The sequence below is a fragment of the Streptomyces flaveolus genome (assembly GCF_000716535.1).
Lineage (GTDB): Bacteria > Actinomycetota > Actinomycetes > Streptomycetales > Streptomycetaceae > Streptomyces > Streptomyces flaveolus_A.
Map to the genome: position 1 here is coordinate 87,985 of NZ_JNWV01000024.1, position 19,296 is coordinate 107,280.

Annotated in this window: 17 protein-coding genes and 2 pseudogenes; 8 read left to right on the forward strand and 11 right to left on the reverse strand. The window is 69.0% G+C overall.

Going from position 1 to position 19,296, the window contains the following annotated elements; translation table 11 throughout:
- The first annotated feature begins 90 nt into the window (after window positions 1-90).
- Window positions 91-621 carry a GNAT family N-acetyltransferase gene (locus OO52_RS26010; RefSeq protein WP_030647159.1) on the forward strand — a complete coding sequence of 177 codons (531 nt, stop codon included), beginning with the start codon at window positions 91-93 and terminating at the stop codon, window positions 619-621.
- 501 nt (window positions 622-1,122) lie between these two features.
- Here OO52_RS26010 and OO52_RS26020 read toward each other — a convergent pair.
- The 4 genes from OO52_RS26020 to OO52_RS53030 all read right to left on the reverse strand — a co-directional run bounded on the left by OO52_RS26020 (window position 1,123) and on the right by OO52_RS53030 (window position 5,902).
- A complete protein-coding gene (locus tag OO52_RS26020; protein ID WP_030647152.1) occupies window positions 1,123-2,379 on the reverse strand; it encodes a L,D-transpeptidase in 1,257 nt (418 codons plus the stop codon).
- 256 nt (window positions 2,380-2,635) lie between these two features.
- The gene (locus tag OO52_RS26025) at window positions 2,636-3,535 is read right to left on the reverse strand and encodes a DMT family transporter (protein WP_030647148.1); all 900 of its coding nucleotides are present in this window, start codon (window positions 3,533-3,535) and stop codon (window positions 2,636-2,638) included.
- A gap of 1,661 nt (window positions 3,536-5,196) precedes the next feature.
- A complete protein-coding gene (locus OO52_RS53025) occupies window positions 5,197-5,571 on the reverse strand; it encodes a hypothetical protein (RefSeq protein ID WP_051818609.1) in 375 nt (124 codons plus the stop codon).
- Between the two features lie 64 nt (window positions 5,572-5,635).
- Entirely contained in the window at window positions 5,636-5,902 is a 267-nt protein-coding gene (locus OO52_RS53030; protein ID WP_234339760.1) for a ferritin-like protein, read from the reverse strand.
- A 236-nt stretch (window positions 5,903-6,138) separates the two neighbouring features.
- Here OO52_RS53030 and OO52_RS26035 point away from each other — a divergent pair, with 236 nt between their 5' ends.
- Window positions 6,139-6,996: a hypothetical protein gene (locus OO52_RS26035; RefSeq protein WP_030647145.1), complete on the forward strand. Its 858-nt coding sequence runs from the start codon at window positions 6,139-6,141 to the stop codon at window positions 6,994-6,996.
- Window positions 6,997-7,285: 289 nt separating this feature from the next.
- Here the strand turns inward: OO52_RS26035 and OO52_RS26040 are convergent, their stop codons facing one another.
- On the reverse strand, window positions 7,286-8,758 hold the full coding sequence (locus OO52_RS26040) for a sialidase family protein (protein ID WP_030647143.1): 1,473 nt from the start codon (window positions 8,756-8,758) through the stop codon (window positions 7,286-7,288).
- A gap of 502 nt (window positions 8,759-9,260) precedes the next feature.
- Between OO52_RS26040 and OO52_RS52175 the strand changes: the two genes are divergently transcribed.
- The 4 genes from OO52_RS52175 to OO52_RS26050 all read left to right on the forward strand — a co-directional run bounded on the left by OO52_RS52175 (window position 9,261) and on the right by OO52_RS26050 (window position 10,981).
- Window positions 9,261-9,512: a helix-turn-helix domain-containing protein gene (locus tag OO52_RS52175; protein ID WP_199819965.1), complete on the forward strand. Its 252-nt coding sequence runs from the start codon at window positions 9,261-9,263 to the stop codon at window positions 9,510-9,512.
- Between the two features lie 24 nt (window positions 9,513-9,536).
- Window positions 9,537-10,163, forward strand: a complete 627-nt coding sequence (locus tag OO52_RS53035) for a hypothetical protein (protein ID WP_234337797.1) — start codon at window positions 9,537-9,539, stop codon at window positions 10,161-10,163.
- Window positions 10,061-10,357 carry a transposase gene (locus tag OO52_RS53040; RefSeq protein WP_234337798.1) on the forward strand — a complete coding sequence of 99 codons (297 nt, stop codon included), beginning with the start codon at window positions 10,061-10,063 and terminating at the stop codon, window positions 10,355-10,357. The genes OO52_RS53035 and OO52_RS53040 overlap by 103 nt, the downstream gene beginning before the upstream one ends.
- A gap of 156 nt (window positions 10,358-10,513) precedes the next feature.
- Window positions 10,514-10,981, forward strand: coding sequence for a signal peptidase II (locus OO52_RS26050; protein ID WP_234337799.1), 468 nt, complete (start codon window positions 10,514-10,516; stop codon window positions 10,979-10,981).
- 154 nt (window positions 10,982-11,135) lie between these two features.
- Here the strand turns inward: OO52_RS26050 and OO52_RS49945 are convergent.
- From OO52_RS49945 to OO52_RS26060, 3 genes and pseudogenes are all read right to left on the reverse strand, one after another.
- A pseudogene (locus tag OO52_RS49945) lies at window positions 11,136-11,297 on the reverse strand (IS1380 family transposase); the annotation flags it as partial.
- Between the two features lie 301 nt (window positions 11,298-11,598).
- On the reverse strand, window positions 11,599-11,805 hold the full coding sequence (locus OO52_RS26055) for a hypothetical protein (RefSeq protein WP_030647138.1): 207 nt from the start codon (window positions 11,803-11,805) through the stop codon (window positions 11,599-11,601).
- A 345-nt stretch (window positions 11,806-12,150) separates the two neighbouring features.
- Window positions 12,151-12,426, reverse strand: coding sequence for a hypothetical protein (locus tag OO52_RS26060; RefSeq protein ID WP_030647135.1), 276 nt, complete (start codon window positions 12,424-12,426; stop codon window positions 12,151-12,153).
- Between the two features lie 797 nt (window positions 12,427-13,223).
- Here OO52_RS26060 and OO52_RS26065 point away from each other — a divergent pair.
- Window positions 13,224-13,565, forward strand: a pseudogene (locus OO52_RS26065) (phosphatase); the annotation flags it as partial.
- Between the two features lie 546 nt (window positions 13,566-14,111).
- On the opposite strand, the gene OO52_RS26075 reads toward OO52_RS26065, so the two are convergent.
- Together OO52_RS26075 and OO52_RS26080 are read right to left on the reverse strand one after the other, a co-directional pair.
- Complete coding sequence (locus tag OO52_RS26075) at window positions 14,112-15,119, reverse strand: hypothetical protein (protein ID WP_030647129.1); 1,008 nt, start codon at window positions 15,117-15,119, stop codon at window positions 14,112-14,114.
- Window positions 15,119-15,742: a YrhB domain-containing protein gene (locus OO52_RS26080; protein ID WP_078876981.1), complete on the reverse strand. Its 624-nt coding sequence runs from the start codon at window positions 15,740-15,742 to the stop codon at window positions 15,119-15,121. Before OO52_RS26080 ends, OO52_RS26075 begins: the two co-directional genes overlap by 1 nt.
- An 807-nt stretch (window positions 15,743-16,549) precedes the next feature.
- Between OO52_RS26080 and OO52_RS26085 the strand changes: the two genes are divergently transcribed.
- Window positions 16,550-18,019, forward strand: coding sequence for a hypothetical protein (locus OO52_RS26085; RefSeq protein ID WP_158712565.1), 1,470 nt, complete (start codon window positions 16,550-16,552; stop codon window positions 18,017-18,019).
- Between the two features lie 366 nt (window positions 18,020-18,385).
- Here the strand turns inward: OO52_RS26085 and OO52_RS26090 are convergent, their stop codons facing one another.
- Complete coding sequence (locus OO52_RS26090) at window positions 18,386-19,285, reverse strand: aminoglycoside phosphotransferase family protein (protein WP_030647122.1); 900 nt, start codon at window positions 19,283-19,285, stop codon at window positions 18,386-18,388.
- Window positions 19,286-19,296 lie beyond the last annotated feature (11 nt).

A 19,296-nucleotide genomic window follows, 5' to 3' on the forward strand; every position in this document is an offset into this window, starting at 1 on the left:
GACTGTGACCACCTCGGGGCGTTGTTATGGGCGGCGCTCTGTCGGGATATTTGCTGGTCGCCGCTTGTTGATGGTGGTCATACTGCCGCGATGGATCCAGTGACTCTCGAGACCGACCGTCTGGTGCTGCGGGCCTTCACACCTGCCGACGTGGATGCGGTGTACGAAGCCTGCCAGGACGAGGACATCCAGTTCTACACCCCGGTGCCGGTGCCGTACCGGCGTGCGGACGCGGAGAAGCTCGTCGGCGAGAAGCTGCCCGCTCAGTGGGCCGAGGACAAGGACTACACCCTCGGCGCGTTCCGCAAGGACACCGGCGCCCTGGTCGGCTCGTACTGCCTGACCCTCGTCAGCCGCGGCGTCTGGGAGCTCGGTTACTGGGCGGTCAAGGAACAGCGCGGACGCGGGTACTCGGTGGAAGCCGCTCGGACCCTGTGCGACTGGGGCTGGGCCACCCTCGATGTCCACCGCATCGAGTGGTGGGCCATGGCCGGGAACACCGGATCTCGTGCCGTCGCCGAGAAACTCGGCTTCACCGTCGAAGGGACACTGCGCCATCGCGGCATCGCCAACGATGGCAAGCCGCACGACTGGTGGGTGGGCGGACTGCTGAGGCCCTGACGCTCGGGCCTGTGCTCGGCCGGCCACGTTCGCTCCTGCGCGGGCAAGTTCCCAGCTCGGACAGCCCCCACAGAAGGGCCACACCTATTGATCACCGGCGGGCAATCCTGATCTGGCACTGGCCGCACAGGTTCTTCGCATGTGACCAAGACGAAGTCGCCCCGTGCTGCCTTGACCCATCCTGCCTTCTGCAGCGCATCACATGCACAACTCAGCTGTCTGGCCGAAGAGTTGGTCCAGCTGCGGCTCGCCCGGCGCGGGTCGGAGCCTAGTGAGCGGCGTGGGGCGGGGCAGCCGCGGGAGGCCGGTGCCGACCCGAAGCACGACCTGGTCTTCACCGACCCCCTGCTCGTCACCCCCGGTCCGCCTACGCACCAGGGTGGAACCCGGCGTACCCGTCGCCGCATACCAGGTGCGGGTCCCCTGGCCGGTGGCCGACATGGTGCCGGCCACCGTCTGGCGCAAGGGCTGCGGTTCGGCTGACTGGAGATTGGCGTGGCGTCAGGCGGTCGGGCTGCCCGCGACCCACTGCTCCCACGGCATGTTCCAGTCGCTGAGGCCGTTGTCCGGGGCCAGCCTGGTCTTGTCGTCGGAGTTCTTGACGATCACGACGTCGCCGATCATCGACTGGTCGAAGAACCACGCGGCGGGCTGTTTGCCGTCGCCGCCGTCCCTGTCGTCCTTCAGGCCCACGCAACCGTGGCTGGTGTTCACCTTGCCGAAGACCGAGTCGGCAGCCCAGTAGTTGCCGTGGATGAACGTGCCCGAGTCGGTCAGGCGCATGGCGTGCGGTACGGCCTTGATGTCGTACGAGGGCTTGCCGTCCTTCTCCGTGAGGCCGACGCTCGCACCGTTCATATGGACATGCTCGAACTTCTCGGAGATCACCATCTGACCGTTGTACGTCGGGTGCTCGGTGCTGCCGGACGAGATCGGGATGGTCTTGATCGTCTTGCCGTCCCGTACGACGGTCATCTGCTTGGTCTTGGCGTCGACCGTGCTGATCTGGCTCCGGCCGATCTTGAACGTGACCGTCTTCTGGATGCCGTGGCGGTTGAGCGTGACGGTGACGGTGGAGCGGGGCTTCCAGTACTTCTCGGGGCGGAAGTCCAGGCGGTGGGCGTTGAGCCAGTGCCCGACGACCTGCTGGCCGCTGCTGGAGCTGACGTGGATCTCCGACTCCACGGCGGCCTTGTCGCTGTCCCCGATCGCCTTGTCGAAGTTGACCGTCACTGGCATGCCCACGCCGACGGTCGAGCCGTCTTGAGGAGAGAGGTGCCCGATGAAGTCGTTCGGGGAGACCGTGGTGATCGTGGCGTTACCGGTGACGGAGCGACCCTTGGCGTCCTCGGCCTCTGCGGTGATCTGATACCGGGTGGCACGCTCCAGCCGGCCGTTCGGCTTCCAGGAAGTACCGTCCGCGGACAGAGCGCCCGGGGTCTCGGCACCGGTCGCGATGGCGGTCATGGTCACCTTGGTGAGCTTGCCCTTGCTGACGGTCACACTGACCGGACCGTTGATCGCGACACCGTAGGCGCCTTGCCCCGGCGTGATGTCTATTCGCGCGTCTGAAGCTTCCTGGGTGCCTGCCTGACTGGCCGACGCCTGCGGTTTCGGCTGGTTCCCGGCGTCGTTGCCGCTGGCGGCGGCGTTGCTTGTACCCGCGAGGGCCGTGACTGCGAGTACGCCGCCGAGTACGCCGGTCGTAGCCACCAGGCCGGTGCGACTTGTGAACAGCGTGATCAAGCGCTTCTCCATGTCACTGGTCTGTGCATTCCTGCGCTGATCGCCGAGGGGGTGCAACCAGCCATGCCATCACTTATAGGCATACCGATACCCAAAAACAGGCAAATTGTGGTGAAGACCACGCATTGTCGCGGCCCCGATCGGGACGCTTACGGGCGTCACGCTGAGGTCACCGGCGCCCGGTGCAACGGCACCGGACCGATGACATTCCGCCTGCGCGAGAGCCTGATCGCCGACCTCCGCACCGGCTGACCCGCACCGAACGGCGCTACACCGCGGCCTTCTCCGCCTGGCCCGGTGCCTCCTCGTCGGCGTTCAGGCACTCAGCCAGGCAACGCGTCCGGGAGAGCCGGAGGACACCGTAGGTGAGCAGGCCGAAGCCGAGCAGGGCCGACGGGATCCACGGCCCCGTGCGGGGCTGCTCGGCGTAGAGCGTCACTCCCAGCACGACACCGGTCACGGCGTCGGTGAGGGTCAGAGCGGGCTGTGAGCCGATGAGCGGTCCGGCCTGCATCGCGGCGCCCAGCAGGAAAAGGGAGGTACCGCCGATCACCGCGAAGCCGTACGTCTGCCAGGACAGGAGGAACGCCACGAGTCCCTGATCGCCCAGGACGTCCATGGCCGTCTTCATCAGTGCCGCGGCGAGCGCGTTGCCGAGAGCAGCGCCGGCGGCCAGGGCGGCCGCCCGCGTCAGGCCGAAGGGCCGACGCAGGGCGGAGAGCACGAGTGCCGTTCCGATGGCGCCGATGACGACGAGGGTCGGCAGCCACCAGACCACCGGTACCCGCTCACGTCCCCCGGAAGGCGCGAGCGAGAGCAGGAAGACGGCGAGCCCGACGGCGATGTACGCCACCGAGGCCCAGGACCTGCGTGATCGACGCACGTGGAAGACCATCCCGCCGATCACGAGCGCCAGTGGCAGTTCCAGGATGAAGACCGGCTGCACGACGGCCAGCGAACCGGAGGCCAGCGCCAGTGCCTGGAGGATCGCCGACAGCGTCACACCGGCTATGCCCGCGAGCCAGACCGGCGTCCGCAACAGGTCGGCCAGCAGCCCGATACGCAATGACGTCGACGCGGGCACGGTCAGCGCCGCACGCCGCTGCAGCACCGTTCCCAGCGCATTGCTGCAGGCCGCGAGAACGGCGAGAACGACGGAAAGGATCATGGCCGCTGCTCTCCTTACCAGCCCCGGGGTACCGTCCACCGCTGTGGCTGAGAACAACCAACGCAGTCGGCATGGCATTCCGCGGGCGTTCTGTTCCGTACCGTGCCATCGCGGAATCTCCGGCGTCACCCGTTCGGCCAGGTCGGCGGGCTCGGCGTGCCGGGACATGTACTTCTCGACGTACGTGCGCACGGGCGCTCGGCGACGACGCGCTTGCCCGCCGCCCGTGCGTCGGTCGGGGCGTCGTGCACCAGCCGGGGCGCGCTGGCCCGTCCGGTGAGTTTCCCGGCGACCCCGGTGGGGGGATCGAAGATCGGCTGGTCGCCATGATCGTGGTGGTCGTGACGCCGGTCCTGCCGTCGGCCTCGACCTCGTGACGCTGCCGGTCCGGCACGTGCTGAACGGCGGGCGTGGCCGGGTCCGTCACCGCGACTCCTTGGTGGTCGGGGCGGGCTTCGTGGCGGCGGGCTGTGCGGGCACGGGGAGGCGTGGCCGTGCGGGCGACGGTCTGCCCGGCTCGGCCTACGGGTGGCGGGTGAGCCGCCGCCCGCATCTCCGCGATCCGGCGGAGGCATCCCGGGAGCCCGCGGTCGGTGCGATGTCCAGCTCGGGCGTGGAGGTGGCGCGGTGTCCGGGCAAGCGAGGCGCCCGTGGGCGCGGGGCTCGGCACCCGCCTGATGCCGCGGCCCGGCCGGCACGGCTGCATGGGCCGCCGAGCCTCGCCGACCGGGACGACGACACCGATCGCCGCGACCGGCCGGGCGTTCCTCCCCCGTACGGGGACGGCGATGCCCGTCACCCGAGCGTCGATGAACCCGTCACCCCCGGCGTAATGCCGTCCGGGCATGCACCCACAGGCGGCGCGGGTCGTTCGGTCCGTCGGGTTCGGTCGCTCAGCCTCATCAGCCCTCCGGCGAGCACCTCCTGCGGGGCCCGGGGCTCGGGGTGCGCAGGCAGCACGGTGACGGCCCTGAGCCACGAGCGCGTCGGTCCGTCGAGCACGGTGAGCTGGGTGTGCTGCGGCGCCGACGCGGGGACATCCTCCGGGAGGGGGTGGGTGTGGCGGGCCGGCTGACCTTCATCGGCCGCATGGGCGCCGGCAAGATCCGCGACCAAGCTCCGGTGCGACGGTGGCCCGGGGGGCCGAGCCGCCCGGTGCGGCGATCTCTCTGCCACAGATGAGGGGCTTCGTAGCCCTCGTCGACCACCCTGGGTGCGCTCCCTGTGCACCGCCGTGCTCGGCCCGGACTACCGCACATCGTCGAGATCGGCGAAGTCGCACTACGACCGCTATGTGGAGCGTGCCGTGCGCAAGTACGCGCAACGAGGTGACATCTCCGTCCGGACCGCTCCGACGGTCCACCGCGACACCACAAACCGCTCTCCCCAGCCCCGCCCCGCCCCGTCCTCGGCGTTGACTGCCCCGATGCGAACAACGGGGAGCGCCACGACCTCGCCGTCACCTCGACTGCCCCCATCCTCACCCCAACCGACCCATCGTCGCGTCGCAGCCCACCGCGTCCACCACATCCACCACGTCAGCACCCTCACACCTGGCTGCGACCCGCTGCCCGAGCTCGACGTGCAGTCAGATCGCCATCGGTGACCCCGGCTACGCTTTAGCCAGGAAGCTGAACAGGGACGTACCGAAACTCCGGCCCCTAGGTTTCGCCGCTGCCGCCGGGCAGCGGACGCTCCATCAGCGTGGAAGCCGGCTGGTGAAGGTCTAATATCTGGCCCACGGCACTGTTCAACAACTCCTTGGCCTTCGCCGGCAGATCGGTCTGCCAAGCCGCTTCCAGGAACCGCAGCATGTCGCTGTAGGAGCGGTTGAAGTCGTCCAGGAGTCTCCTCGTGACAATGTCGGGCGCCGATGGGCCCGTTGTTCCCCAGCCACCGGACGGCACGGTGGCCATGGGCCGGCAGCGAGGCATGGGGATCTCGTCGCCGACGAACTCCCACCGGTCCGGGTTCTCGGCGGTCTTGACGAGCTTGTGGCCGTGGTAAATCTCCCGGAAGACATAGAAGTGGGCCAACTCGTGGGCCTCCCCGGGATGGGGATTCTCCGGCGACGCCGAGGTGCCTCGCCCTGTTCCTTGATCACGCCGATCGCGTGGTCGCCCTGGCGGCCGTGATCGGGTGATCGGGTTCCTCGATGCGCGCGTACATGTCCAGGTCGGCGAGGCGGGGGACGCCGCCAGTGGTGGTGAGCAGATTGTCAGCGAGGCCCAGGTGCGACATCTCGTCGAAGGCGATCTCTCGAATGGCGTGGAAGACGCCCTCGTCCTGGCTCGGGTCCTCGATCGACCACAGTCCGCACAAGTAGGGTGGGAGCGTGGCGAGTTCCAGCAGAACGGCTTGCTGCAACGACTCCCTCAATTGGAGAGCCCCCGGACACGAAGTCCGCTTCGACTTCCGTAAGGTTCGTTTCGGTATCGGGCTTCGAATCACAGCCCTTTTCATCGTACGTCGCAGAGCCGCACACTGCCCCGCTCAAGCACAACGCCATGGGTGGCGCAAATCGGCGTGCAGGCGCAGGCTGAAAAGGGGGAAGAAAAACGGTGACGTCATTACGGCAGTGCATTGTTGAGAAGGAAATCAATATGGCCGAGAACATTATGAAGGCGCAACAAAGCGATCTCACTTCGCTGATGGAACGCGCCGCGCGGCGTAATACGACCGTCCCCTTCGAGGGCTACAGCCGGGAGGACGGCAACATCCCGGGGAACATCATGGTGGCGTCGTCCGACGAATGCGTCTACTCGTTCGCCAAGTCCGACATCATGGAACGTGAGCAACTCGGCGAGGACCGGGTCAGGGTGTGGGTGCGGGCGGGAGCCACCGCCTTCCGCCTGAGCCGGATACGCGCCGGTGAGTCCCAGGACTCGTTCACGGTCGCCATGGAGAACATCGCGCCGCCGGCTTCCCCGCGACTGGCGGGGGACCCGATCCCCGCGAGCGGGGCGGTGACCGCCGAGCAGATGGAGCACATCGCCCCTCCGCCGACCGAGGAGCCGGCGGGCGCCCCGCGTTACGCCGGCGGAGACACGGCCCAGGTGACGGTGCCCAGGGTCCTTCCGTCCCTGTCTTCCGTGGGGAGCTGTTGGACGGCCAGTTGCCTGGGCGGCGACATGTTCGCCAACAACTGCGCCCATTTCCTCTCCGACGCCTTCATCCGCGCGGGTTACACGGAACTCGCCATGGCCAACCCGTACATCCACGCTCGGTGCTACACCCCCGCCCGTCGGCCGATCCGGGCGCGGGACATGTGGGCCTGGTTCCAGAACCGAGCCGTGCGCACGAGCCGCACCCCGATGCGCAACACCGGATGGTGGTCCGTCTTCCAGCTCGACGAATCGGTGTACTGGGGTGGCCACGTGCTGCTGCTCGACACCGACACATGGACGTACTACGGGACCGGGAACCACACCACCTGGCAGCAGTACCTCTACCAGTGGTGATCCGTGCAACCGTCTCATGAGGCGCATAGTCAGGCTCACCGTCGAGGACGTGATCCAAGACGGCGGACCATGCAGCTACGGCTCGGGGAGCCAGCCTGACCCGGCACCGCGCCGGTCGCCGCCCTGCTGCTGGAGCACATCGCCGGCCGGGACCACATGAACACCGCCACCCAACCCGGCATCCCGCCGGCTCTTCCCCGACCGCCGCGCCGGTCAGCCGTCCCGCCCCGACCACCTGTGCGCACACCTCAACGTGGGCGGTCGGGTCGGCCGACGGTGAACGCGTCGGTCAGCCGGTGCGGAGACTGCTGGTGTACACGTCCGTACGGTTCTGCGGTGCGCCGGAGTGGGTCTCGGTGAGCACCGCCCGTACTCCCTTGCCGTCCGCCACCAGGCCTTGGTAGTCGCCGAGGAAGTGGCCCCCGGCGAACGGCGCTTGCAGCCAGTCGAAGACGCGCGAGATCCGTCGTTCGGTCCGGAGCTTCGGGTTTCCGTGCCGCAGCGTGGCCAGTTGGTAGGCGGTGGGCAGGGTGGTGGTGTTCCCGGGCTTGAGGAAGCGCAGGTCGTAGTACGTGAGCGCGACCGTGCCGCGCTCGGCTACCGCGATCGACGGTGAGAAGGCCGGAACCCCCTTGGGGCTGATCAGCTCCGGGGACCCCCAGGTGCGTCCGCCATCGGTGGACCGCACCAGCTGGACGGAGTCGAACTTTCCACCGGAGAAGTCCGAGCCCTCGTAGGCCATGTACAGCGTGCCTGTCCTGGGGTCGACGGCCGGGCTCGGCAGGGTGGCCGCGGCGCGCAGCAGTTTGGTGGGGTCGTTCGGGTCGACCTCCGGTACGGCAGTGTCCCGGGCCACGGTGACCGGGGCGCTCCAGGTCTTTCCGGCGTCGGTCGAGGTGACCACCTCGTAGCGGGCTTCGACGACGGTGCTCAGGTCGTCGGAGTAGGTGATCCGGTCGAAGAAGTCGTACAGGGTGCCGGTGCGCCGGTCGGCGACGATCAGATGACCGATGGTCTGGGTGTTGGGCACGGTGCTGGTGTCGACGAACCGCCGGGCCTTGCTCCAGGTGCGGCCGCCGTCGCGGGTGAGGGAGATGTAGCCGGGACCGTCGAGGGAGCTGGGGCCGGGTGGGTCGTTGTCGAGGCGGTTCCAGACCTGGTAGGCGGTGCCCCTGCGGATCGGGTCGGCGGTGAGTGAGGGCTTGTCGTTGAAGAACGGCTGCTCGTCGACGTGCGTGGTGGTGAGGTTCTGCCAAGTGCGGCCACCATCGCGGGACGTGACTGCCAGGAGGGCACTGCGTGTGCTCTTCGTGAAGTCGACGCCCTCTCCCCCGGCGTAGACCGTGCCGTCCGGTCCGGTGCTCACCCAGGGGTCGGAGGCCCGTTCGTAGTCCGCGCCACCGGGGGCGCACAGGCTGAACGGCAGCGTGCTCCGGCGGAAGGTGTGGCCGTCCGTGGTCCAGCCGGCCGCCAGGCCACGGGCGCCGCCGTCGTTCCAGCGGTCCTGCTGGAACACGGTGACCACACGCTTGGGGTCGCGCGGATCGACGGACAGATACGGCTCGACCTCGGTGCCCGGGTAGACGACGCTGTCGGGGGACCTCGCTCCGATGGTGCACTTCGCGTACGGGTCGCCGTGGGACACCTTGACCAGTGGGGTGCCGTCGGGGTTCCGGTCTGCTGCGGCGGGAGTCGCGCCGGTGACCGTGACGAGTAGGAGCGCGGCGGTGGTGACGGCGGTCAGGGGCAGGAAGACGCGCATCCGGGACCTCCTCCGGGCCAGTCGGCCGGGGTACGGGACCGCCGTCATCAGGGCGGCCTGGGGCACGGAGGCGTACCGGAACACGAGGGTGGGGTGACTCCGCTTGGTCCTTTTCGGCGTTGCGGCAGGTGCCCTTGATGGGCCGAACGACGGAGTCATCCCCGGGGCCGTCGAGGAGCACGGCGGAGCCGACCGGCGGGGGCACCGTGCCGGTCGGCTCCTTGGACTTGCCGTGACGGCGCGGTCGTCGCCCGCGTCAGAAGGACGACTCCGTCACCGTCGGCACATCCGGGCTCGAGGCAGGCGGAACGCTCGTTACTGTGAGCCTGTTCGAGACCTGCCGAGTGTCAACAACGCTCGTGATCAAATCAGCTGGGAAATCCGAAAATGGATACAGCTAAATCAATACAGCTAGTGGCTCGTCTCGCATCGTTGACCGAATAATCGACGTGCTGTCCGGCGGACAGCACGCTGTCTCCAGTGATCGATCTTGGAGGTGGTCGTGGGGCGTCGACCGAGTGTGTTCGTCCCGCCGGTCAGCATGGAGGAGGGCCGCAGGCTGCAACGGGTCAGCCGGACGTCGAAGGATCCGGTGCGGCTGCGGCGGGCGATCGTGGTGCTGATGTCCGCCCAGGGCCAGACGGTCAAGGACATCACCTCGCTGATGCAGGTCAGCGAAGACTACGTCCGTGACGTGATTGACGCGTTCAACGAGCGGGGGTTCGACGCCCTGGACCCAAAATGGAGCGGGTGACGCCCGAAGGGGATCAGTGAGCGGGTGCGTGAGCACATCCGTCTGATCGCCCGGACGTCCCCCGCCGACTGGGGCATCACCGGCTTCGCCACCTGGAGCCTGGCCAAGCTCGCCGACCACCTGACCGAACGGCACGTGGTCCCCCGCATCAGCCGTGAAACACTCCGGCGGATCCTGCGCGAGGGCAAGGTCTCCTGGCAGACCACGACCACCTGGAAAGCTTCCACCGACCCGGACTTCATCGCCAAGATGCACCGGATCCTGGCCTTATACGACACCCCGCCCACCGACTGCCGGGTGATATGCGTCGATGAGTTCGGCCCGCTGAACCTCCAGCCACGCAAAGGCAAGGCCTGGCGCCCGGCCGGCAGGCCCCACCGCCTGCGGGCGACCTACAACCGTTACGGCGGGGTGATGCACATGCTCGCCGCCCTCGACCTGGCCACGGGCAAGATCTACTACCGGATCCGCGAGCGCAAACGGTGGCGCGAGTTCCTCGGCCTGCTCAAGGCCCTGCGGAGCGCTGGCCTGGGGAGAAGCTCTACATCGTGCTCGACAACTTCTCCCCACACCGGCACGCCGAGGTACGCGCCTGGGCCGCCGACAACGACGTCGAGCTGGTCTTCCTGCCGACCTACGGATCCTGGCTGAACTGGATCGAATCCGAGTTCGCAGCCCTGCGCTACTTCGCGCTGAACGGCACCGATCATCGCACCCACGACGAGCAGAACGCCGCCATCGCCGCCTACATCCGCTGGCGGAACAGCCGGGCCGAGCCGAAGACCCGCTTCGCGCCCGAGTCATCGATCCGTCAGTGGACCGAATACCCGGCCAAGGCTGCGTGACAAGCCACGAGCTCAGTCGATTGCCCCACGGCGGCAACGTGCACCCTGCCATGGCGAAGGGGCCGATAGTCTCGGGGAATCTTGGTTCGGATATCGCTACGCACGGAGGCCATGATGATGCGGTTGGCGCGGGGTTCAAGCCGACTGTACGGCGTGATGCTCATACTGGCGGCGGTAGTCCTGCTCGCGGACCAGCTCACCAAGCTGTGGGCGGTCTCCGCGCTGTCCGACGGCGAGCGCGTCGCCGTGATCCCGCCTTTGATCTACTTCCGGCTGCTGTACAACCCTGGCGCCGCGTTTTCCATAGGCATCGAGGCGACATGGGTGTTCACCCTGGCAACGGCAGCGGCAGTGGCCGGCATTCTCTACACCGCACGCCGACTGGCCTCGGCGAGCTGGGCGCTCGTGCTGGGCGCGCTGCTCGGCGGTGCGGTATCCCACCTGGGCGACCGACTCCTCCGCGAGCCCGGCCTGGGCCGCGGGCATGTTGTGGACTTCATCGACTACGGCCCGTTCGTGGGTAACGTCGCCGACATCGCGCTCGTCTGCGGGTGCGCTGGGTTGGTGCTGCTCAGCCTGCGTGGTGTGCAACTCGTTAAGGTGCCGGGCGAAGAATCCGCCTAACCTCCCTGTTTCGCTTCGAGTGGCTGAGCCGGTCTGAGCTGGTGTGCAGTGGTGGTTCGGCTGCTTTTCGTCGGCGGGCATGGCCGTGGCCCGACGCGCGGGTCGGGTGCTCCAGGGTTCCTCGGGTGGTGGGCGGGCAGGGGCGCTGCATGCTTCAGGTGGCTGGCCGGGGCAGGGCTGTGAGGCCTACGAACGCGCTGGTCAGGTCGTTTCGCCAGGGCCAGGTTGCGGAGATGCGCAGATGGAAGCGGCGACCGCCCCGGGTGATGCGAGCGGCTGCATGCAGCAGCCGGTAGCGGAGCTTGTTCGGCTCGGCGAGATAGTCTGCTGGCCGCCGGGCGGCACGTCGGTTACTCGGTCAACGATGCGAGACGAGCCACTAGGAAATGTGAACGACCTCGTCGGTCACAGGCGGCAAGCGCGGTGTTCAGCACGGCGCGGACCGTCGCGTAGCGGTGACGGCCTTGGCTTCGAGACGGTCGGTGTCCACCACCGCGAGTGCCGCGGTGTCGGGACGGGCGGAGGCGACCCGCCCAATGGTGACCGGGTGCCGTCACCCCATACCCACCACCCCGGGTGCACCGGCCGGACTGGTTGCCCAGCCGCGCGCCGACCGGTCAAGTGATCGCTTGCGTGGTCCCGTCAGGCAGCGCGCAGGCCTCACCGGCGTAGGGGCGTGAAATGATCTGTCCGCCGGCGGCCGTGCAGTCGTCTCTGGAGATGTTCGGAGACGAGGCGGCACCGGCGCTGACAGCGCCGACGGTGCTCACGCCGGCAAGGGTCGCCGCGGCCAGGACCAAGCCCAGGATTCTGCGGATGCGCATGACTTCCTCCTCCTCTCAGGCGCCTTCGTTCGGCCTGCGGGAAGGACAAGTCTCAAGACGACGGCGCCCTCTTACTCAGCATGGGCGCTCCGCATGAGGCCCGCGAGGCGAGGTTGGGCGCCGCGCCCGGGCAGTGACTGCCCGGCCCCGAAGAGGCATGACGTCACCGACCTCGAGTGGCCGCATCGGTACGCCGCGTGCGCGTCGCTGGGAGCAGGGCGACGTCGATGTCGTTGGCGTCGGGACTGCCCACCGGGGCCGTGTTGTGTCCGGGCAGGCCGGGGGTCGGGGGCGGTCCGTACTGCCTTCGACCGATGCCGGCGGACGGTTGCGGCGCGCGGTCCGCTAACGCGGTTCGTGGGCCGCCGCCCGGCAGGCAGCGGTCGCGGCGCCGCCTGCCACTCCGGCCTCGGTCAGCCCGGTCACACAACTCTGCAGGTCTCCGACCACGCCACGGCTGCAGGCCGCTGTGACGGAGTCGGAAGCGGTGGCACCGGCCAGTTCGGCCATCTGTGTGCAGGCGGGGATGTCCGCCCGGACCGCGGGAGCGGCGAGGACCGCACCGCCGAGGGTGAGGGTCAGGCCGGTGAGGGCACCGGCGATACGGGTCGACGTGCGCATGGGACGCACCTGCCTTCCGGATCGGTCGCGCGGTCCTGGTCCCGGCGGGCCGGATCCGCGCGGTGGGCCGCCTGGCGACGCTCGGTGAGTGGGGCCCCGGCCGACGGGCTCACGGGCTGACCGCACGATTCCGCATCGCGTCCCATGAGCCGCACCGGGACATGGTTGCCAGGCCGAAGGGCACCGGACCGGACGACACGCACACGGACCTCCACTCGCGGGCCCCTCACTCCAGCGTCGCATCCTCTCCCCCGCCCGTCCTGGGCACCCGGGGGAGGCCGCGCCGAGCTTGTCGTGCTCGCAGCCGCGGTCGGCCGACAGTGCGTCCGGCCGTCGGCGTGGGCGGCCGACGTGACCGGCAACGGTGGGAACCTTGTCCAGCAAAGGCAGCAGTTGAGTGGCGTTCGTCGCGATTGCCGCCGGTCAGGAGCACCGCGAGCGGGATGCCCCGAGCGCCGCTGAGGACGTGATGCTTGCTTGGTGGGATGAGTCGATCAGCCATCGGGGCCAGTCGAGTTTGTCCGCCGACCGTAGCTTCGTCAGCAGCACAAGATCCCGAATGGGGCTTGCCAGTCCGCCACCCGTGGCCGGCCCGTGACCAGCCTCGGCCCGGCCGGCGACAACGGTTCGATCAGCGACCACAGTTCATCCGCGGTGATCCACGGTCGCGGCTGTAGCTTCCCGACGCCCGCACGAACGAGCAGGTAGCCCGACAGTCACATGATCAACGACTTCCTGTCAGAGCCAGTAAGAGCTGTCCCTCAATCACTTGTCACACAACCTGGCATGATCGACGGGTGTCCAGTGAACCATCGCGGCCGAGCCGCATGAAGTACGTCCTGTTCGACGTCGACGGCACGTTGATCGACGCGGTGAGCAACCAGCGCACCGTCTGGAGAACTTGGGCGGAGCGGTACGGGCTGGACGCGGACGAGGTGTACCGGGTGGCTCTGCGGACGCGACCTACAGAGACGTTCGCCCAGGTCGCTGCGGGCCGAGATCCGCGCGAGTGTCTGGCCACGCTGCATGAATTGGAGGATGAAGACGTCCGATCCGGCGTCTACGCGGCGTTCGACGGTGCGTCGGAGCTGCTGCACGGCCTGCCACTGAAGTCCTGGCGCGTGGGGGGCACGTTCGCCGACCATGAGCACGGCGGTGAAGCGAAGGCCCATTGGTCGCCTTGGTAAGCGGCGCAGTGGCCGTGTGCGGCCCGTGCGGGCTGCGCGGGACGGCAATGTGAGGAGGAACCCCTTGCCGCCGGACGCGGAATCGGGGTGGCACACGGGGCGCATGCTGCACTGAGCCGTGAGCGCCGTATAGCGGGCGATGACCTGCGGTAGACCAGGTGGTCCGGGACCACCACCGGTCCAGTCAAAGCGAGCCGGCCGCCGAGGCGCGGGTCGTACGTCGCCCGACCGCCGGCACCTAACCCTGCCCCAGCTCAGTGGTCAGCGCGGCGCCGATGTCCACCTCGTCCTGCGTCCAGCCGGTGATGTCGAACAGCGGTCCGTCCAACGGCCCATCGACCAGTTCGGCCTAGCACCCGCCCGGCCAGCATTCCCGGGGCGATGGAATGGACTGCGCGTGATCGACACCGGCGACATCGACGTCCTCCCCGGCCTGGACGCCGACACGGGCGAACACCACCCCACCCACCGTCGCCCCGACCGGAAGAAGGCGTCCGCTCACTGTGTGACGAGGCGGAACGGGTGGTGCGGGTCCCGGGGACATACGGCGATGATCAGCCGACCCCGGCCCGGTGAGACGCCTGTCGGAACGTTGGCGCCCATGACCCGGCTGTCCTGCCGGTCCTCGTAGGGGATCCAACTGGTGGTGCCGGGGTCCCATTCGCGCTGGTCGATGGTGAGCAGCGGGGTGAGCGCTGCGTCGCAGACCGGACAGGCCAGGCGCACGGGTCCGGTAAGGGCCCAGGCGATGTAGCCGCCGGCCTTCCAACCGGGGGCCGTGGACAGGTTGCAGACGTACTGTTCGTCCGGCTCCTCGCTCTCGTTCTCTTCCTGTCCCTCCCACGCTTCGATGCGCTCCTGCACGTCCTCGGGGAGCTCTTCGAACCATGGGTGCTCGATGACCTCTTCGGGGTGCAGCACGCATGGCGAGGGGACAAGCTCGGGACGGCCTACGACCCCGGGAACCGGCTGCTCGGTCAGCGGTGTGCCGGTCTCCCCCGAGTGCCGCCACCTCAATTCCACGTGCATCTCGTGGCGGCTCTCGCCGTGCCGTTCGAAGGGGCACCAGAACACCTGGAGCAGGTCCCCTGCCCCGCTGTCGGGCAGACCGGGCACGTCCCGCCGGTACAGCTGGGTCACGCCGATCAGCGGGATGGGGTCGGTGTCGGCCAGGTGGGGTGCGTGCCGGCCTCGCTTGAAGCGGGAGAGCTCGTCGGCCTCCTCGGCGTTGGGGCCGGAGCGCGGATCGCGCCGCCAGGCCCGTTCCAGGATCTCCCGCTCGCGCAGCACATCGGCGTAGCGGTGGCCGCGGTCCCGCCTGTGGGGGAGGGTACACACGGGCCAGGGCTCGTCGGCGGGCCAGAGCATCGGGCCGCCGACGGAGCTTTCCAGGGCCGTGGGCGTGCCGCGGCGTGGGTGCAGCCGGGTCACGGTGCGGCGCAGCGCGACCAGTTCGGCGACGATCGCTTCCATGTCGACAGGGCGCGGTGGGGTCGTACGGGGCATCAGCCGAGGTTTCCTACAAGAGGTGGGCGGGTCGGGGCGGCAGGGCCCGCGGCCGGACGGATTTGGCAGCATGCTGCATCGACGAGCTGCTCCGAATCGTAGGAACGGGACCGGGTGCACGATCGGCATGCCCGACCGGCTTTCCAGTCATCCGTCGTGTCATCACCGTCCAGCAACGCCCTCACGTACTCGATGGCCTCCGCAGGCGAGAGCATGGGCAGCCACTGCCGCAGTGTCCGCACAGCATGCATGCGTCCGCGTGTAGCGGCGACTCCGCACAGCTCATCGTGTAGATCGTCTACTGCGGTACGCGCCGGCAACCCGCGTATCCGAGCCCGGTAGTCGGCCTCCCACTGCCCTGTTTTCACGGAGACGACGCCGACGCTGTGCAGTCCCCCGTCGACGCGGTCGACCAGATACGGCCCATTGCCGACCAGCGAGTGCTCCCATTTCCGAGTGCGTACGAACTCCTCGGACTGCCAGGAGACGATCCACACCAGCTCGTGCTCCTCGACGTGGACGACAGCCATCCGCTTCGCGTCCGCACTCGCAGCCCGCCATTGCTGATAGTCGCGCTCCAACTGTTCTTCGACAGTCCGGACGGCGACTTCTCGCTCGATCACGCGTGCAGCATCCCGTACCGGCCCCTCTGTAGACCAGCGAATTCGAACGGCTCAGCGCCACGGGCGAGAGCACTGGCGGACCTCGAGCCGGGGCGTCCGGGAGCCGGCGTGCGAGCCGGGCTTTCACGGTGGGCGGCTGGGGCAGCGCCGCGGCCAGGACCTCGTCGACCACGGCAGCTCATCCTCACCGGCCGACAGCACCTCGCTGCTGACCGGTGCACCGCAGAGCCTTCGGGCCGGTGGCCGGGCTGAAACCGGACAGCCCGGCCAACCGGATCGGATGTCCGCGCGGCGGGGGTAGCAGCCTGACGGCACGAGCGTGGCGGGCGGCAGATCGCTCCCCGTCCGGTCTCTCAAGAACTCTGTCGCCTGGTTGAGCAGCAACACCGCCGCTGCGAGGAACACCGCATCTTCGGGATGCCGGCAGTGGGCCGTCGGCGGGGCGGGTCAGAGCGGCAGCGAGTGCCGCCTGGTGCCGGTCAGGCGCGTGGCAGGGGGGCCGACCGCGGGTGCCAGGGGGCTGCGGGACTGACGGGACCGAGAGGTCGGCACTGTCACGGTGGCCGCGATCCGGCTTTGGCTGCGAGCGCGATGCGCCGACGACACCTCAGTTGATTCTCATACGGCGCCAGAACGCATAGCTACCGGTGCCCACTTCGGGCCAGTGGTTTCCCAGGGGCCACAAGCTTGCGCCTGGGCCGGAAAGTGGTCCTGGTCATCAACGCCGAGCCATCTCTGCCTAGTTGAGGCTGCGGTAATGAGCCTTCGGCATGGCCAATCGGCGTGCAGGCGATGCATCATGGATCGATGAGGTTCCGTCGGTGGCGCGCCAAGGAACGCGGTCAGGACGTGCTGGCTGCTGCACTCTACGAGGGCAACACCCGGGCCCGTGAGCGGATCGACCGGTGGTGGGAGGCCGGCGGAGCCCACCGCGACGAAGTCTGGCGTGGGGCGTGGTTCCTGCTGACGGCGGCGGACTTCAGGTTCGGCAACCACGAGCGGCCGGAGCGAGTCGTTCCGGTGCTGGAGTTCCTGCTCGAGGCCGACCCCACGTCCCCGTACCGGCCGCAGGTCCGGCTGACCGCCTGTCTCCCGCAGACCGCCGCCGACCCGCCGAAGGGCGTGTACATGGGCGATCCGCAGGTTCCGCTGCTGGTCGAAGCCGCGCTGAGGTTCCCCGATCCCAGCTTGCGCCAACGGTTGGCCGACCTGTTGTCCGTCACCGACCAGCCCGGCCTGCTGGACGCCCTGGAAACCGAGTTCCGGCCGCGTGCTCGGCTGGGCCCGACCTACATGGGCGCGGCACCGCCCGGCCACGAGACTCGGTGCGGCCTGTGGCTTGGGGGCGAGCCGAATGCGCTCCTGAAGATCGTCTGCGCCAACCCGAACCTGCCCCGGCCGCCCGCCCAGCCCGAGGACATCGACCTGTCCTTGCTCGCGCTCCTGAAGGACCGGCCCGATCTGCTGCCGGCATTTGACCAGAACGCCCTGGCCGTACGGCTGTTGGAGTATCTCGGCACCTGGCTGCCGGAACAGGTCCACGACCGGTGCCGCCGCGCGTTGCGTCACCTGTCGGCCCGCGAGGGTGTCACGGCGGTGTGTGACCAGGCCATGCTCGGTGACGCCGAGGCGGTGGCCGCGGCCCGCGACGCCGGCTACCGGCCGGGCGACCCCGCCTTGACTCCCATCTTCCTGCTGCTCACCGGGCAGCTCTCGGCCTATCGCGAGGCCGATCCGAACGGGCGGGTCGTGCAACTGACGTGCTCCATCGACGGGTTGCGGATCAGGGAAGACGTCATCATCGACCGGATCCTGGCAACCCTGGACACGGACCTGCCGGACGACGTGGCCGCAGCCGTACGGCGGTCTCTGCGCGACCTCGGTCCCTTGGGCGAGCCCTCGGTCGAGGACCTCAGACGTTGGGCTATGCGAAGGGCCATCCTGGCCCGCGCGATCAAGCTCGAGCCGGAGGCGGTCGCGGCCGTGGTCGACGCGGGTTACCTGCCCGAAGACGACGACCAGGAGCTACTGCCGTTGCTCTTCCTCACCGAACAGTTCGAGCGGTACGACCGCGAAGACCCGAACGGCACGAGGCTACGCGCCGTCCTCGCCGAGAAGCGTTACCGGTATGAGCACGAGCATTTCCGGACCGTCGCGGAGCGGGCGGGGCGCCCGGACCCATGGCCGCCCGCCAAGCCGTCGCCGGCGGGTGACCGGAAGTCGACCCCGCACGCAACCACTTGGCCGACCAGCTTCGGCGTCGGCGGCCACTTCTAGGCCGGAGGTTCCGGCATCGGCACATGGGCGCGCCGATCGGCCCGATGGCCCGGCCGTTGTGGGAGCCGGAACCATCGCATGACCCAGTAGCAGCAGGACGAGAGCTCACACATCGGCGCGGCGACAGACCGGCTCATGGCCGGCGAGCCCACACGCTCCAACGGCAGCCTCACCGTCGCTGCCCTCGCCGTCGAAGCCGACGTCCACCGGATGGCCCTGCAAATACGCCGTGCGGACTCAAGGAGAAGTCTCCTTCGGGAACGCCGTCCCGCTCCGCCCAGACGTCCGCTGACCCACAACCTCACGCAGCGGCCCCGGCCCCACCAGAGGCCGTGGGCGTGCTGCGTCGGTCGTGCGATGCCGACGTCAAAGGCCCTTCAGGACGCGCTCGAGCGCCGAGCGGCCTGCGGGCCCCCAGTTCGGCTTGCCGCCCGGCAGGCCGCGGTCCCCGTTCTGGCCCATCAGCATCAGGAACAGGCTCTTCATCGCGGCCAGCCCACGCGCCCGTCGGACCGCCGCCTCGTCCGCCCGCGCATAACTGTCGAAGAACCGTGAGGCGCCGCCCGCGGGGAGCAGCACCCAGGCGGACGCAAGGTCCCAGGCCGGGTCGCCGGCGAAGACGTCGCCGAAGTCGACGACGCCCGCCAGTGTCCCCTCCGCGACGACGACGTTCGCGGGATGCAGGTCGCCGTGAACCCACACTCGCGGGCCCTCCCACCCGGGAGCCGCGGCCGCGTCGTCCCACACGGCCCGGATGTCGGCCTCGGCGAAGTGGCCGAGGTCCACGGCCCACAGAAAGCGCTCGAAGCCCTCCGTGCACTCCTTGGGGTGACCGCCGCGGTCCGAGGCGTCCGGTGCTTCCGCGGGCGCCTCCACATGCAGTGCCTTGAGGAAGGCCGCCAGCATGTCGGCCGCGTGATCGCGGCGGGTGATCGAGCCGTGGTCCAGCGGCGTGCCTTCAACCCAGGTCATGACGGTCCAGATCTTGGGGAAGCGCTCGGAGGGCGCACCGTCCCGCACGGGGACCGGGATCGGCAGCGGCAGGCGCGAGGCCAGGGTCGGCAGCCACCGGCGCTCCTTGAGCTGCAGATCCGGGCTGGTGTCCATCCGCTGCATCCGCACCGCCAACTCGTCCCCGAGGCGCCACATCTGGTTGCCCCAGCCGCCCGTCACCTCCCGGATGGGCAGCGCGGCCAAGTCCGGATGCTGGTCCCGCAGCAGGTCGCGGACCAGATCCTCGCTGATCTCAATCTCGGATTCGATCACGCGGAGTCACA